At 63.0% G+C, this 14,410-nt stretch carries 13 protein-coding genes; 7 read left to right on the forward strand and 6 right to left on the reverse strand.

The features are described 5' to 3' along the window. Window positions 1–14 precede the first annotated feature (14 nt). From tssF to B0G73_RS41175, 4 genes are all read left to right on the forward strand, one after another. Window positions 15–1,838 carry a type VI secretion system baseplate subunit TssF gene (tssF, locus tag B0G73_RS11170; RefSeq protein ID WP_106280651.1) on the forward strand — a complete coding sequence of 608 codons (1,824 nt, stop codon included), beginning with the start codon at window positions 15–17 and terminating at the stop codon, window positions 1,836–1,838. A gap of 74 nt (window positions 1,839–1,912) precedes the next feature. Next, window positions 1,913–2,893: a type VI secretion system baseplate subunit TssG gene (gene tssG / locus B0G73_RS11175; RefSeq protein WP_106280912.1), complete on the forward strand. Its 981-nt coding sequence runs from the start codon at window positions 1,913–1,915 to the stop codon at window positions 2,891–2,893. Window positions 2,894–2,934: 41 nt separating this feature from the next. Further along, window positions 2,935–3,546 (forward strand): type VI secretion system lipoprotein TssJ, encoded by a 612-nt coding sequence (tssJ, locus tag B0G73_RS11180; RefSeq protein WP_106280914.1) that lies wholly within the window; start codon window positions 2,935–2,937, stop codon window positions 3,544–3,546. A gap of 151 nt (window positions 3,547–3,697) precedes the next feature. Then, window positions 3,698–3,820 carry a hypothetical protein gene (locus tag B0G73_RS41175; protein WP_258193272.1) on the forward strand — a complete coding sequence of 41 codons (123 nt, stop codon included), beginning with the start codon at window positions 3,698–3,700 and terminating at the stop codon, window positions 3,818–3,820. A gap of 94 nt (window positions 3,821–3,914) precedes the next feature. On the opposite strand, the gene B0G73_RS11185 is transcribed toward B0G73_RS41175, so the two are convergent. From B0G73_RS11185 to B0G73_RS11195, 3 genes are all read right to left on the reverse strand, one after another. Next, complete coding sequence (locus B0G73_RS11185) at window positions 3,915–4,991, reverse strand: TAXI family TRAP transporter solute-binding subunit (RefSeq protein WP_106280653.1); 1,077 nt, start codon at window positions 4,989–4,991, stop codon at window positions 3,915–3,917. Between the two features lie 193 nt (window positions 4,992–5,184). Beyond that, the gene (locus B0G73_RS11190; protein ID WP_106280655.1) at window positions 5,185–6,456 is read right to left on the reverse strand and encodes a hypothetical protein; all 1,272 of its coding nucleotides are present in this window, start codon (window positions 6,454–6,456) and stop codon (window positions 5,185–5,187) included. A gap of 375 nt (window positions 6,457–6,831) precedes the next feature. After that, a complete protein-coding gene (locus B0G73_RS11195) occupies window positions 6,832–8,367 on the reverse strand; it encodes an MDR family MFS transporter (RefSeq protein WP_106280657.1) in 1,536 nt (511 codons plus the stop codon). Between the two features lie 74 nt (window positions 8,368–8,441). On the opposite strand from B0G73_RS11195, the gene B0G73_RS11200 reads away from it, so the two are divergent. Next, window positions 8,442–9,236, forward strand: a complete 795-nt coding sequence (locus B0G73_RS11200; RefSeq protein ID WP_106280659.1) for a TetR/AcrR family transcriptional regulator — start codon at window positions 8,442–8,444, stop codon at window positions 9,234–9,236. Between the two features lie 86 nt (window positions 9,237–9,322). On the opposite strand, the gene B0G73_RS11205 is transcribed toward B0G73_RS11200, so the two are convergent. Continuing rightward, window positions 9,323–10,042: a ribonuclease activity regulator RraA gene (locus B0G73_RS11205; RefSeq protein WP_106280661.1), complete on the reverse strand. Its 720-nt coding sequence runs from the start codon at window positions 10,040–10,042 to the stop codon at window positions 9,323–9,325. Between the two features lie 480 nt (window positions 10,043–10,522). Between B0G73_RS11205 and B0G73_RS11210 the strand changes: the two genes are divergently transcribed. Further along, complete coding sequence (locus B0G73_RS11210; RefSeq protein WP_106280663.1) at window positions 10,523–11,035, forward strand: response regulator; 513 nt, start codon at window positions 10,523–10,525, stop codon at window positions 11,033–11,035. Between the two features lie 138 nt (window positions 11,036–11,173). On the opposite strand, the gene B0G73_RS11215 is transcribed toward B0G73_RS11210, so the two are convergent. Both B0G73_RS11215 and B0G73_RS11220 read right to left on the reverse strand, forming a co-directional pair. After that, window positions 11,174–11,737: a Fur family transcriptional regulator gene (locus B0G73_RS11215; RefSeq protein WP_106280665.1), complete on the reverse strand. Its 564-nt coding sequence runs from the start codon at window positions 11,735–11,737 to the stop codon at window positions 11,174–11,176. 132 nt (window positions 11,738–11,869) lie between these two features. Beyond that, window positions 11,870–12,496 (reverse strand): glutathione S-transferase family protein, encoded by a 627-nt coding sequence (locus tag B0G73_RS11220; protein WP_106280915.1) that lies wholly within the window; start codon window positions 12,494–12,496, stop codon window positions 11,870–11,872. A gap of 214 nt (window positions 12,497–12,710) precedes the next feature. Here B0G73_RS11220 and B0G73_RS11225 point away from each other — a divergent pair, with 214 nt between their 5' ends. Then, entirely contained in the window at window positions 12,711–14,405 is a 1,695-nt protein-coding gene (locus B0G73_RS11225) for an ATP-binding domain-containing protein (RefSeq protein ID WP_106280666.1), read from the forward strand. The last annotated feature ends 5 nt before the right edge of the window (window positions 14,406–14,410 follow it).

Here is a 14,410-nt window from a genome sequence, read left to right on the forward strand (position 1 = left end):
GAAACTTTTAGCCCATGAGCGAACCCATCAAAGACAACGAAATACTGCGTTATTACGAAGCGGAAATGCGCTACCTGCGCGAAGCTGGCAAGGAGTTCGCACACGCGTTTCCTGATCGCGCCCGCCGGTTGAACATTGACCGCATCGGCGAGCGCGATCCCCACGTCGAACGATTGTTCGAAGGCTTTGCATTCCTGATGGGCCGCCTGCGTCACAAGCTCGACGATGAACTGCCCGAGCTGACCGAAGGGCTCGTCAGCATGCTGTGGCCGCATTACCTGCGCATGATTCCATCTCTGTCGATCCTCGAAGTGAGTCCGGCCCACGGCGTGCTGCAAAAGCACGAAACGCTCGCAGCCGGACTCGAGGTGACGTCCGATCCGATTCGGGCAGGCTTGTCCGCAAGTGCGCATGAAGACGCCGTGGAATGCGTGTACCGGACGACGCAGGACATCGACCTCTATCCGCTGCGTTTGAGCGAGGCGAACGCTTATGCCCGCGAGGACGGCCGCTCGGTACTGCGCTTCCGGCTGGACGTGCAGCCGCAGGCGCGGCGCGAGCTACTCGAAGTGCCGCGACTTCGTTTCTACCTGAACGCAGACCGGCCCGTTGCACTGGCGTTGTACGCCGCGCTCATCGCGGCGCCGGTCGCAATCAACGTGCGCACGCCGGGCCATCCGGTCGACCGTCGCGGCTTACCTCGGGCCATGCCCGGCCTGCGTTTCGAACCCGCCGGGTTTGCCGCGAACGAACGCCTGTGGCCGAAGGCCGATAATGCGTTCGGCGGCTACCAGCTATTGCTCGAATATTTTACGTTCCCGGAAAAATTCATGTTCGTGGACCTGCTCGGCCTGGACATGCACGCGATTCCTCAGGACGCGCCGTATTTCGACGTCGAGGTCGTCCTGGAGAAGTCCTATCCGGACGACATGCGTTTCTCGGCCGACAACGTGCGGCTCTTCTGCACGCCGATCATCAACCTGTTCCAGCTTGAGGCTGACCCGGTCACCGCGACGCAGTTCGAAACCGAATACCGCGTGCACGCGACTGAACACTACGGTAGCCATGTGGACGTGTATTCGGTCGATACAGTGCAAGGCTTTGAGGTCGGATCGGGGCGCCGCTTCGAGTACGCGCCGTTCGCGGCTTTTCGCCATCGCGGCGGCATGCTGCGTCACGAGATGCCTGAACGGTATTTCCACACCCGCATGCGGCGCGGCCCGTCGGGGCGCTTCGACACTTGGATCGTGCTCGGCGGCCATGCATGGGAGCATCAAACGACGCTGCCGAAGGAAACGCTGTCGCTGTCGGTAACGGGTACTAATGGCGTGTTGCCACGCCAAGGTCTGCGCGAAGCGGGCATCACGCGCATGCGCGGCGGATTCACTAACATCGGTTCGGTGCGCAACCTGACCGCGCCGACGCTGCCGGTCTATCCGCCAACCGGCGATCGTCTCCATTGGCGCGTGTTGTCCCATCTGGCGCCGAACTATCTGTCGCTGCTGAACCCGGAAATCCTGCGCGGTTCGCTTGCGCTGTATGACTGGACCGAGGGCGAGCTGAACCGGCGCCGCATCGAGGCGATGACTGACGTCAAACATCGTCAGTTGCAGAAACTCGTGAAGGGCGGCGTGCAGCGGGGTGTGGAGATCGAGGTGACGCTCGACAGCAACCGGTTCGCGGGTGATGGCGATATCGAACTGTTCGGCGGCATGCTGAACCGTTTCCTCGGGCTGTACGCGACGCTCAACCTGTTCACGAGGCTCGTAATCGTGTTGCAACCCACGGGCCGTCGCATTGTATGGCCCGAGACGAAGGGCGCTGGAGCACCGTTTTGAACGCGCCGGATCGGACGTCTTTGGCATATGCCGACCGCGCGCTGCTGCCGGTGCTGCTCCATGACGCGACGCGAATGAATTTCTTCCGTTTCTGCGAGTTGATCGAACTTGCCGCTCCAGCGAAACCGTCATTGGGCACGACAGATTCGCTCGCCGACGAGCCAGTGCGCTTCCGGTCACACACACGGCTCGGATTTCCCAACCGCGAAATCGATGCAGTCGAATACGACCTGGACAACCCGGCGGCGGCGCCAGCGGTTCGCACGACGTTCCTCGGCCTGTACGGCGTCGATGCGCGCATGCCGTCGTACTTCGTCGACGAGGTTGCGCAGACCCGCGACGGCGCAGAGCCGCTGTCGGCGTTCCTCGATTTGTTCCATCATCGGATCGCGACGCAGTACTACCGTGTGTGGCGCAAGTATCGCTATCCAGCCGGTTTCAGAAGCGGCGGTACGGATGAGATTTCGCAATACCTGCTGAGCTTCGCCGGCCTCGGCATCGGTGCGCCGGAGATCGCGCGGTCGGTCGGCATACGCAAGCTGCTGTCGATGCTCGGGCTAGCCAGCCAGAAAACGCGCACGGCTGAGGGGCTCGCGGGCGTGTTGCAGCACGCGGTGCCCGACGCCCGGATCATGGTGGAGGAGTTCTATCCGGTATGGACCCACGCGGAAGGCTACGAGCGTGGCGCCTTGGGCGATGGCTGTCTGCTCGGCCGGGGCTTCTTCGACCGGTCAAATACAGTGCGCGTGGTCATTACGCCACGCACGCGCGAGTCCGTGCTCGGCTTGATTCCTGGACAGGCGACGCACCGGGAGGTCATGGCGCTGCTGCGCTTCTATCTCGGCTACGAGGCACAAGCGCAGCTGGAAATGCATGTCAGCGCGCCACTTATGCCGACTCAGCAACTCAATTCAGATCAGGTGAGGCTGGGCTACACCACGCGATTGCCGCAGCCAGCCGAACGGGATCGCGCGACCGGTCTGACTCGGGTCCGGCTAGGCACGTGGGCGGGCAGCAGCGCCCGACACGACGCCCCACCACTCACTGCGCACTGACACAATAATCAATGAATTTGGAGTACAACGGGATGGGCACAATGATAAGAAAACTTCGCACTTGCGCTGCGGCTTTGGCCACTTTGGCCATGACGGCATGCGGAGTGGGGCAGGCGGTGACGGACAGCACCGTCGACGCGGCGAAATGGGCATTCACGACGCAGGTGAAGACGATGAACGTGGAGCTGGTCAGCCGCGCGTCGTTGAACACGAACGGCGCCGGGCAATCCTTGTCGACGGTGGTACGCATTTATCAGTTGAAGACGCCGCAGGCATTCCAGCAACTCGACTACGCACAACTGCAGACGAACGATCTCGATGCACTGAAGCCCGACCTGCTGGCGACTAAAGATGTCGTGCTGCGCCCTGACGCGAGTGCGAGTATCAGCGAGCCGATGAACGGCGACGCGGCGTATGTCGGCGTCGTCGCATTCTTTCGGGACGCCGGCCGCGAATCGACTTGGAAACTGCTGATTCCGAAGAAACAGTGGAAGAACACCGACCCGGTGAAGATCGAGGCCCGCGACAACACGTTGAAACTCGTTGGTGCGACCGCGGACACCGTCAAGCGCAACGCGCCGCAGCAGAGCGTGCCGAATCCGCCCAGGCCGAAGTCGCCGGTGTCGACCGAATATGGCACGCAGGCGGGGTGACAACGCCGCCGCGAACCGTCCGGTTGCTCATGAAAGTTTATGAAGGCGTTCGCGTGCTACGCCCAAAGCGCTGACTCTGGTCGACCGCCTTGCATGGAAGGAGACGAACATGACCAAGCTAACCGCCAAGATCAAGCACGAATTCCTGTAGATGATTGCACGGACAATCTGCTTCGTCGTCGTCCTGCACATTGTCGCGATCATGCGCGCGCTGATTAGACAAGGCTACGATGTCACGCTGCTGACCTCGGTCTTCGTCACCTCGCCGCATTGAGTCTCTGCAATTCGGTGTTGATCGCCAGCATGCTGCCGTTCATTAACCGTTTCCCGCAGAAATCGCTGAACATTCCCTCGCCAATGCGCCGAACTCACTTGCACAGCAAAAGCAAGCGCTCCTGATCCGTACACGTCGGACGCGGTTTCGGTGTGCCCTGCTGGGCGGCCGTGGCGTTCATCGCGGCGCTCTTGTTCGTGAGGCACGCGCGCAGATGTTTCTCAACCGGCGAGTAGTATTTCCACCCGCGCACGAGCGGCGGCAACTCCAGCTTCACCTGCTTCCATTTCGGATGCCCGTGTTCCTGGAGATTGTCGAAGTTGGCGCAGAGCGAGTCGGCAAAGTGGTTGAGATTGCCGACGGTGTCGCGCAGGCCATAATCGTAGGTGACGAGAAACGCCTTGACGGTCAGCGCGGGCACATCTTCCTTGAGCCAGGTGGGATAGCTGGTCGCGCGGATCGTCGTGGGGAAATAGGTTTGTTTGGCACGGCTGGTTTCGGGTGCGGCCGGATCGGCCTTCAGAAGACGGATCTGCTGCAACAGGTCGGGATTCATATCGTTGAACAGCTTGGCCGGCTGTCCGACCACGATGATCGCGACATCCACTTTCTTCACGATCAACGCGGCCAGCGCATCTTCATTGCTGAGATGCTGGATGTTCTGCTCGGGTATCGCCTGACCGAACATCAGGTGATACAGCGTCGTGGCCGACTGCGCGGTTCCGCTGCCAATCAGGCCGACGCTAATGCTTTTGTCCTTGATATCGGCAAGGGTTTTCAGGGGCGAGTCCGCGCGCACCACGACGTTAATTTCCTCGTCGTAAAGCGGCATGATGAGCCGCAGCGGCCGGATCGCCGTGCCGGCGTCGGCGTTGCCGGCGTTGGCCATGTCGATGTAAGCCTGGTACACGTCGGATTGCACGAGCGCCAGTTTCACGCCCGGTTCGAAGCGCATGCGTTGCACGTTTTCAGCCGAGCCCTTGGACGCCATCACTTCCAGGTCGATGCCCGCCGGCTGCGCAACCCATTTCGACAGATCCTGGCCGATCTGGATATACGTGCCCCGTTCCGGTCCGGTGACGATCTTGTAATGCGCCGGCTCCGCGCAGGCCAGCGAAGACACGACCATCAACGCCAGCCCCAGCCATCCCGTGAGAAGTCTCTTCAGCATGGTCTCTCTACCTATCGGTCAGGTTCGTATGACTTCGCGCGTCGACGCGCACGAAGCACCAGTGAGCCGGATTGCCATGTCATGTTCTATGTGCCGCGCCTGCCCCGTCCGTCTGTTACCTCTCAAACCGAGGGCGCCTATACGTGCCATTCCCGGGCAGACTAGTTATACGATTCGGTATCCAAACTATCTGTCACTGGCCGGATGAACCACCTGCGGAGGGCTTCGCGGCATTCGTCGCCGGACGTTTCCAGCCGGAGTCCTTGATCGCGCGTTCCCGTGCCTCGACGCTATTGCCGTCGGGCGTCGCGGTGGTGGAGCGCGGGGCGGCCACTATCACGTCGCTGTTCGGCGGCAAACCTTTGGACAGTGGAGTCTGCGATTGAACCACCTGCTGTGACGACGGAGCGGCTCGCGTTTGCGCCGACGCTTTGCCTTGTGGCGGCGCGCCGGCTGCGCCACGCGGAGTGAGCGGCGCCCAGCCGGTCTCGCGAATCACGCGTTCAAGTATGGACTTCGCAGTGTCGCTGCCGGTGTCGATCGCGAGCGCCTCGTTGGCGTACTGGCGTGCGCAGGGCCACGACTGCTGCGCGGCGCAAGTTTGCGCGGCTTGCAAGGCGGCGTCGCGGCGGGCGGTCAGCGGCTTCAATTCTGTCGCGAGGTCTTCGGCGTCGGAATTGCCCGGTTGCATCGTTTGCGCGACGCCGAGTGCGGCCTGCGCTGAAGAGAGATCGTTGGCGCGGGAGGCGAGACGCGCCGCCTGCACGGCTTGCGCTGCATCGCGGAACTGCGGCGCGGGCTTGGCGGGCACAACGGGCACCGCCGGCGCGACGGGCGTTGCCGGCATCGCTTGTATAGCTTGCACCGGCTTCGCGGGATTGACGGACGTGGCGGGCTTGCCCGCGGCGGCAGACGGGTTGGCCGACTGGGCCGGCGAATATAGTGCGATCGTGCCCGTCGTCGTTCTGGCGTCCTGAGCAGTTTCGCTCTCGGCAGGCTGGTCGTTATTCCCGCTCGACACATCGCGCCCGCTGAATAGCGCATATCCGACATACGCCAGGCCGATTACGCCAACTGCCCCGATCGCATAAAGCATTTTACGCAACGAGATTGAACCGCGACCCTCCGCATAAGGCATGGCGGGAAGAGGCGCGATCGGCCTGTCCGTTGAAACGAGTGCTGACGCAGGCATCACTGCTTCGGCTCGGACCGGGTCGTCCATGAACGCGACGCGCGTCGTCGGGTCGGTTTCATCGGCTGTCGCCGGGTCGAGGCTGTTTTTTTGCGCTGCTTTATTCATGGCGCTGGCGCGGCTGCCGGGGATCACGGTGCGCTTGTGCGGACCCGCATCGAGCGGATGCACCTCGCCGCAATAGGGGCAATAGTCGACTTGCCGGTACAGCGCGCCGCCACACCGCTTGCAAGGCGTCGGAAAACTGTGGCCGAGTAGTGTCTGGGTGGACATGCTGTGGACCCACCTTTGGAAAACGATGCCATTACGGCATGTTCCGGATCATGTTGAAGCGGCAGCCAGGTCCGCGGGAATCACGATCCACATGCGCCGGAGAGTCTTGGGCGGCCAGCCCACGCTTGCGCTGCCGCTGGTTGCAATATGTGGGGTTTCAATCGGGACGTCAATCGCCGTTGCTACCTATCTTATGTGCGCCAGCGAACATTGGTAGGTAGGACGAAATAGCCGCTATATCGGCAGGACGAACGGACGCGGGGGTTTTTTCACACGAATCGACGGAGGGCGAAAACAGAACGAGGCCGGCGCGCATGGCGTCCGGCCTCGTCATTAAGCGCACGCATCAAGCGTCTGAAGCAGGCGGGAAAATACTTAATGTTTGCGCAGTGGATGGTCCTTAAGCAGCCATGCGAGCGCAAAAGCCAGCACCACCACGCACGCAGCCGAAAGGTACACCGTGTGCAACGCGCCCGCGAATGCTTGCAGATAATCGTCGCGCAACGCTTGTGGCAGTGAATGGATCGCGGCGGGGCCGAGCGCGTGCGGCAACTCGGTGTCGGGGGGGATGAGCTTTTCGAGGCGGGCGGCGAGGCCGTTGGAAAACACCGCACCGAAGCCGGCGACCCCGATCGATCCACCGATCGAGCGGAACAGTGTCGCGCCGGAAGTCGCCACGCCCATATGCTTGAACTCGACGGTATTCTGCACCGCGAGAATCAGCACCTGCATCACCATGCCGAGCCCGCAGCCGAGAATGCCCATGTCGATATACATCACATGAATCGGCGTGCTGATCTGCAGGCGGGCGAGCAGCAACATCGCCACCGCGACGAGTAACGTGCCGGCGATCGGGAACATGCGGTACTTGCCGATCTTGCTGATCACCCGCCCGGTCACCATCGACATCAGGAACAGGCCGCCCATCATCGGCAGCATCTGCATGCCGGCTTCCGTTGGCGTCGAGCCTTTTACCACCTGCAAATACAACGGCAGGAACGTCACCGAGCCGAACAGCGACACACCGATGATGAAACCGATCAGGCTGCTCAGCAAAAACGTGCGTTGCCTGAAGAGTTCGAGCGGCATGATCGGTTCGACCGCGCTGCGTTCTTCGTGGATGAAACCCCAGATCGCTACCAGCCCCATGCCCAGCGTGAACCAGAGTTGCGGCGACGACCACGGCAGGATCGTGCCGCCCTGGCTCGTGAACAGGATGATGCAGGTGAGGGCGCCGGCGAGAAACGCGGCGCCCATGTAGTCGATGGTGTGCTTCACATGGCGGACGTGCGGCCTGAAGACCGCGCCGATCACGACGAGCGAGATGATGCCGAGCGGCAAATTGATGTAGAAGATCCAGCGCCACGAGAGATGCTCGACGAGAAAGCCGCCGAGCAGCGGTCCGATCACGGTCGCAAGACCGAACACGCCGCCGAACACGCCCTGATAGCGGCCGCGTTCGGCCGGGGGAATCACGTCGGCGATGGCGGCCATCGTGACCACCAGCAAGCCGCCGCCGCCGAGACCTTGCAGCGCGCGGAGCACGATGAGCTGCGTCATGTCCTGCGCGACGCCGCACAACGCGGAGCCGACCAGGAACACGATGATCGCCGTCTGCAAGACGATCTTGCGGCCGAACAGATCGCCGAATTTGCCATACAGCGGCACGACGATGGTCGAGCTGAGCAGGTAGGCAGTTACCACCCATGAGAGATTGTTGAGGCCGCCCAGGTCGCCGACGATAGTCGGCAGCGCCGTCGAAACGATTGTCTGATCGAGCGCGGCGAGCAGCATGACCAGCAGCAGCGCCGGAAACAGCAGGCGGATCGGCGGATGATCGGCTGTGGGCGCGGTTGCCTGCGCATAGGGCTGCGTCAATTCAGCGGGTTGTGTCGTGGTCGATTGGTCCATGGCATCGCGGGTTGAAATTAATTAATTCAGAGATTAATATATGCGACATCGCATCACCAGTCAAATTGAATGCAATGGCAAGGATCCCGTCCGACGATCGAAGCGTGAAAAGCGCGCCGCCTGATACGGCTGCCGTGAAGGTCCGCAAGGGGCGTTCCGCGCCCGGTCGGGGTGTCGAAGCCCAGGCGAGCGGTTCGTCGGTGCAAGCAGAGGCGGCCGCCGCGCCGGCACGGCGTCCGGGCCGGCCTCCAGGCGCGGCGCGCGGACCGGAGCAGCGCAGCCGCCTGCTCGACGCCGCGCTCGTGCTGTTCGCGCGGCAGGGCATCGTCGATACCACGCTCGGAGAAATTGCCCGCGAGGCCGGTTTCACGCCGGCCATGATGCATTACTACTTCAAGACGCGCGATCAGCTGCTCGACGTGTTGATCGACGAACGTTTCGCGCCGCTGCGCGCGGGGCTCGGCGTGCCGTTCCAGGAAAATCCCGACGATCCGGTCGCGGCCATCACGCAACTCGCGCAGCGGCTGGTGCAGGTGGCGGACGAGCATCCGTGGTTTCCATCGCTGTGGGTGCGCGAAGTAATCAGCGACGGCGGCCTGTTGCGCCAGCGCATGCACGAGCGCTTCGGCAACGCGCACCAGAAGGCGTCGCTGTCGGCTATTGCCCGGTGGCAGAAGGAAGGGCGGCTGAACGCGGGGCTGGAACCCGCGCTCGTCTTCGTCACGTTACTGGGACTGACGATTTTGCCGCTGGCCACGTCGAAGCTATGGTGTAACGACCCGCTTCGCCGCAATATCGGTGGAGCGGAAATCGCGCGGCATGCCGTGGCTTTGCTGGTGCAAGGTATCGGTCCGGCGAAGCCCGGTTGACGGCCGGCGACGCTTTCTGAACCCTGCCTGCGCCGCGCGGGGCGCGATAGACCATCCACCATCACCCATCGCCGCGCCACGTCGTCTCATGCTTGCCGTTTCCGCTTCCACGCCTCATAAGCGGCTTTGGTCGCGTCGTTCGGCGGGTAAGTGCCGGGCAACGCGGCGCCGTCGCGAATCCGCTCGGTTAGAAACGCTTCAAGTTGCTCCTGTTCGGCGGCGGCTTGCGCGACCTCTGCCGCCATCTTCAGCGGTATCACTACGACACCATCCGCATCGCCGACGATCACGTCGCCCGGAAACACCGCAACACCGCCGCAGCCGATCGGCACATTGATATCCACCGCATGATGGCGAATCAGGTTGGGCGGCGCGCTCGCCCCCGCGCAGAACACCGGTATGCCGAGCGCCGCGATCGTCGTACTGTCCCGTACCGGACCGTCGGACACCATGCCCGCCACGCCGCGAACCTGCAAGCGTTGCGTCAGGATCGAACCGAACGACGCACTGCCGCGTTCGCCGCGACAATCCTGCACCAGCACATGGCCGGCCGGAATCGTTTCGACACACTTGCGCTGCGCGTACTCGGGATCGGCAAACAACTCGAGCACGTCGATGTCTTCACGCGATGGAATGTTGCGCAGCGTGAACGCCGGCCCGACCAGATTCGCGCCGCCATGCGGGGCGAGCGGAGCGACGCCGCGCATGAATGTATTGCGCAGGCCGCGTTTGAATAATTGAGTCGTCAGCGTGGCAGTGCTGACCTGGCGGAGTGCTCCAAGCGTGACGGAGTCGAGATCGGACATGGTGTCGGGCGGCCTCAAGGTTGGAAGCGCAAACGGGGTATGGCGACCGCATGCCGCGCGGCGCCGTGGCGGCGCAAAGTTCGGCACGGTCTGCACCCACACGATGATAGCGCCCCAAGCAGCCGGCAAGCCAATCTGCGCGTCGTGAGACTTTCGTCGGCCGCCGAGGCCGGCGAGGCACGCAACGTGCTGTAGCTGATGTGGATGTGCATGCAGGCGGCATCAACCAGGTTGCCAGCATCGCGCAAGAAAAGGAAAGGGAAAAGAGACGTTGGGCGGGAGAGGCCGTGCGAATGGGGTTTGCGCGGGCCGCCACGGCGAATCGGGTCGGCATCGGAGAGCCGTGACTGTGGCACCGAGGGCCGGTTTTTCATCGGCGTGCAATTTTGGCGCGTTACTGTGCGCGCGCGTTGGCGCCCGGACCATGCTTTACAATCTTGGGCCCGGTTGCAACTCCGCGCATGAAATCGAGTCGGAACCATGAATAGCAATAGCGCAGCCGCGCACATTGGCGGCAAGCAGCAGGGCGAAACGTTGGCCAAGTCGGACGGCCTAACCGGTTTTTTTGAGCAACAACGGAAAATGAACGGAGCATTGAGACTCGATCAGGCCACGATCGTGCTCGTAGAAGACGACCCGGACAGCCGGGAATCGTTGACCTTATTACTCGAAGCAGAAGGCGCGCATGTCGTCGCTGTGGCGGATGCAGAAGAGGGCGTGGAGGCGGCGCTGCGATTGTTGCCCGACGCCGTGGTATGCGATCTGGAACTGCCCGCCATGGACGGTTTCTATCTGATCCAGCGCTTGCGCGACCACGAGATACGCGGCGACCATCCGCCTTCGGTTGCGGTGGCGCTCACCGGCCACACTGACGACGCTTACCGCTTACGCAGCATCGGCGAAGGCTTCCAGCATTTCATGACCAAGCCGGCTTTGCCCGAAGATCTCGTGACGCTGCTGCACGATGCAATTGACGCTCGCGCAGCGGGCTGAATCACGGCTTCGATTGAGCGGACGAATTCGCGGCGCGGCTTGACAGCCGCGTCGCCAGACACCGTATCTTCAGATTCTTCAGATGCCCGGCTTGACCGCAAAAGCCGGGCGCAGCGCGGCTCGCGAACGTCGACGCCGTTACTTGACGGCCACAGGCGTTGCCGAATCCTTGCTCGACGCCGCGGCTTCCAACGCCTGGCACGCAGAACACAACCCCTTCAACTCGATTTCATCGCTCGCGAGACGGTAGCCCGAGTCTTCGATTTGCGCGACTAGCGCCTGGCGCAGTTTCGGCTGATGCAATTCGGTGACGTTGCCGCACTGCTGGCACACCACCAGGATGCCGTGCTGGCATTGCGTCAGATCGTGGCAGACGGTGAAAGCATTGATCGATTCGATTCGATGCACGAGCCCGGCCGAGAGCAGAAAGTCCAACGCCCGGTACACCGTGGGCGGAGCCGAGCCGGGATGGATCTGGCGCATCTCGTCGAGCAGCGAATACGCCTTGGTGGCGCGCCCGGAATTCAGCAGCAATTCGAGCACTTTACGGCGGATCGGCGTGAGTTTTTCGCCGCGTTCGCGGCAATATTCTTCCGCGAGTGTCAGCGCGGCTTCCTGCGAAACACCGTGTGTGTGCCCGGGCTCATCCGAGTGAGCGGAGGCGGCTTTGTCGGCGGTCGCGGCGGGTTTGGCGGTCTTCATGCGTCGATTATAAAGGCCATCGCGTCTCGCTGTAGCGGCGCGCAATTCGACCGGTCGCCGCCTTGGCCACGCGCGGCATGATCAGACAGTCGGGCGCGTGGCCAGAGCACGGACCACGCGCGACCTGATGGTTCAGGTCAAAGCGAAGTCGACGTACTTCTTGAACCCCGTGCGCGTCGCAATACGCGAATACCAGCGTTCCAGATTCGGCAGCGGCGGACGCGCCACGCCGTCGAGTCCGAACCAGCGTTTGGCGTAGGCGCCGATCACAATGTCGGCCAGCGTGAACTTCTCTCCTTCGAGAAAGAAGCGCCCTTGCAGATGCGTGTCCAGCATGCGCCACAGCACGGTGACGGCGTCGAAGTCGGTGGCGAGTTTGGCGGCGTCGCGCGCGGCGGCGGGCGTGCGCACGAGCGCCCAGAACACCGGGCGTTCGGCGGGCTGCAGCGTGGACAACGACCAGTCCAGCCAGCGGTCGATGCTGGCGCGCGCTTTCGGCTCCGACGGATACAGCAGGCTGCCTTCGCCGTATTGCAGCACCAGATAGCGCAGGATCGAGTTCGATTCCCACAGCACGAAGTCGTCGTCGACCAGCGTCGGGATCTTGCCGGTCGGGTTCATCGCGAGATAGTCGGCTTCGTTGTTACGGCCGAATTGCAGGCCGGCGTCGACACGGTTATACGGCAGCACCAGCTCATCGCAGCACCACAACACTTTCTGGACGTTGACCGAGTTGGCGCGTCCCCAGATCGTAATCATCCAGTAAATCCTTATTTTTACGTTGGCAAGCCGCGCCCATCGCGCGGCGTTCAACCGGTAACGATACACGATGAGCGCGATCCTGCTCGCCGCGACGCCGCAAACGCCCGCATGAACATGGCGGCAGGCACGTCCGAAAACGACGCCCCGGCAGCCATTCGGGAATGCATGCGCGTTGCGTACAATGAGCCCACCCGAATCCGACGAGGCACGCATGGCCCGCATTGTTCCCGACGACTGGAAGAGCCTCGCCGCGACCGGCGCGGCGGCTCGCGAACGCGAAACGCTGGCCTTGCTGGAAGAGGCGCTGCCCGATGGCTACACCGTCTATCACGGCGTGCACTGGACGCGCCTGAACCAGAACTTCTCGGTGTTCGGCGAAGCCGACTTCGTGATCGTCAGTCCGGCCGGACGCGTGATGATCGTCGAACAGAAAACCGGCTTTCTGCGCGAAACGCCGAAAGGGCTCGTCAAGGTCTATCTGCAAACCGAGCGCAACGTGGCGATCGCGCTCGCGCACACCATCGAAAGTCTGCATCGGCGCTTTACCGCCGCGTTTGGCGCGGGCACGTATTTCGTCGAGGAACTGCTGTACTGTCCGGACCACATCGTCAAGGACGCGGCGATCGCCGGCGTGAACCCCGCGCGGATCGTCGATGCAACGCGTAAAGACCGGCTCGCGGCGATCATCCGCGAAGCCTTGCCGGCGGATGAGCCGCGTCTTGCCTGCGCGCCGAAAATCCATCACTTCCTAGCCGACGAACTGGCGCTCAGCCCCGACGCCAGCGCGCTGGTCGGCCAGGCGGGCACGCTCGTCACGCGGCTCGCGGGCGGTCTGGCCACCTGGGCGCGGCGGCTCGAGTTCGCGCCGTTCCGGCTGCGTGTGATCGGCACGGCCGGCTCCGGCAAGACGCAACTCGCGGTGCAGGTCATGAACGACGCGGTGGCGCGCGGCCAGACGCCGCTATACGTGTGCTTCAACCGGCCGCTGGCGGATCACATCGCGCGAGTCGCGCCGTCCGAAGCGAAGGTGGCGAACTATCACCAGCTCTGCGACTGGATCGCGCGCGACGCGGGCCGCGCACCGGATTTTCAGGCGGGCGACGTATTCGATCAGCTCGAAACCACGTTCGCCGAAACGCCGATCGATCCGCGCTGGCAATTCGACGTGCTGATCGTCGACGAGGGGCAGGACTTCCAGCAGCCGTGGGTGACGGCACTCGAGCGTCTATTGCGCCCCAACGCGGCGTGGTGGTGGCTCGAAGACCCGCTGCAGAATCTGTATATGCGCGAACCCGTCGCGCTGCCCGGCTGGACCACGCTCAAGGAAACCACCAACTATCGCAGTCCGCGCGATATTCTCGATTACGTGCGCGACGTGGTCGGTGCTTCGGTTCCGGTCGCCGCGGCGCTCGCGTCGGGCAGTCCGTTCGACGGCTCCGACATTTCGCTTTCGGTCTACGACGAAGCGAATGCCGCCGAGGGCAGCATCGAGGCCACCAAACGCGCGATCACGCAGGCGCTCTCACTCGGCTTTCGCAAGCAGGACATCGTGGTGCTGTCGTTTCGCGGACGCGAGGGCTCGGCAATGAGCGCGCTCGATCACCTCGGGCCGCATCGGCTGCGCAGTTTCACCGGCACGTACGATCTGTTCGGCAACCCGGAGTACCGTGAAGGCGACGTGCTGTTCGAGTCGATCTACCGCTTCAAGGGGCAGGCGGCGCCATGCGTGATTTTTACGGAGGTCGACTTCGAGGCTTTCGACGAACGCATCGCGCGCAAGCTGTTCGTCGGCGCCACGCGCGCCACGATGAAGCTGATCGTGGTTGCGTCGCAGCGCGCCGCGCGGCATCTGCATGTGCGCGACGGCAAGGACAGCCGCGAAGTGAAGGAAGCGAAAGAGGTCTAGCGCCC

Source organism: Paraburkholderia sp. BL25I1N1 (assembly GCF_003002025.1).
Lineage (GTDB): Bacteria > Pseudomonadota > Gammaproteobacteria > Burkholderiales > Burkholderiaceae > Paraburkholderia.

Bases quoted from the DNA above. Each gene is read 5' to 3' on its own strand.
- tssF (WP_106280651.1), top strand. From the start codon at position 15: ATGAGCGAACCCATCAAAGACAACGAAATACTGCGTTATTACGAAGCG.
- tssG (WP_106280912.1), top strand. From the start codon at position 1,913: ATGAATTTCTTCCGTTTCTGCGAGTTGATCGAACTTGCCGCTCCAGCG.
- tssJ (WP_106280914.1), top strand. From the start codon at position 2,935: ATGATAAGAAAACTTCGCACTTGCGCTGCGGCTTTGGCCACTTTGGCC.
- B0G73_RS41175 (WP_258193272.1), top strand. From the start codon at position 3,698: ATGATTGCACGGACAATCTGCTTCGTCGTCGTCCTGCACATTGTCGCG.
- B0G73_RS11185 (WP_106280653.1), bottom strand. From the start codon at position 4,991: ATGCTGAAGAGACTTCTCACGGGATGGCTGGGGCTGGCGTTGATGGTC.
- B0G73_RS11190 (WP_106280655.1), bottom strand. From the start codon at position 6,456: ATGTCCACCCAGACACTACTCGGCCACAGTTTTCCGACGCCTTGCAAG.
- B0G73_RS11195 (WP_106280657.1), bottom strand. From the start codon at position 8,367: ATGGACCAATCGACCACGACACAACCCGCTGAATTGACGCAGCCCTAT.
- B0G73_RS11200 (WP_106280659.1), top strand. From the start codon at position 8,442: ATGGCAAGGATCCCGTCCGACGATCGAAGCGTGAAAAGCGCGCCGCCT.
- B0G73_RS11205 (WP_106280661.1), bottom strand. From the start codon at position 10,042: ATGTCCGATCTCGACTCCGTCACGCTTGGAGCACTCCGCCAGGTCAGC.
- B0G73_RS11210 (WP_106280663.1), top strand. From the start codon at position 10,523: ATGAATAGCAATAGCGCAGCCGCGCACATTGGCGGCAAGCAGCAGGGC.
- B0G73_RS11215 (WP_106280665.1), bottom strand. From the start codon at position 11,737: ATGAAGACCGCCAAACCCGCCGCGACCGCCGACAAAGCCGCCTCCGCT.
- B0G73_RS11220 (WP_106280915.1), bottom strand. From the start codon at position 12,496: ATGATTACGATCTGGGGACGCGCCAACTCGGTCAACGTCCAGAAAGTG.
- B0G73_RS11225 (WP_106280666.1), top strand. From the start codon at position 12,711: ATGGCCCGCATTGTTCCCGACGACTGGAAGAGCCTCGCCGCGACCGGC.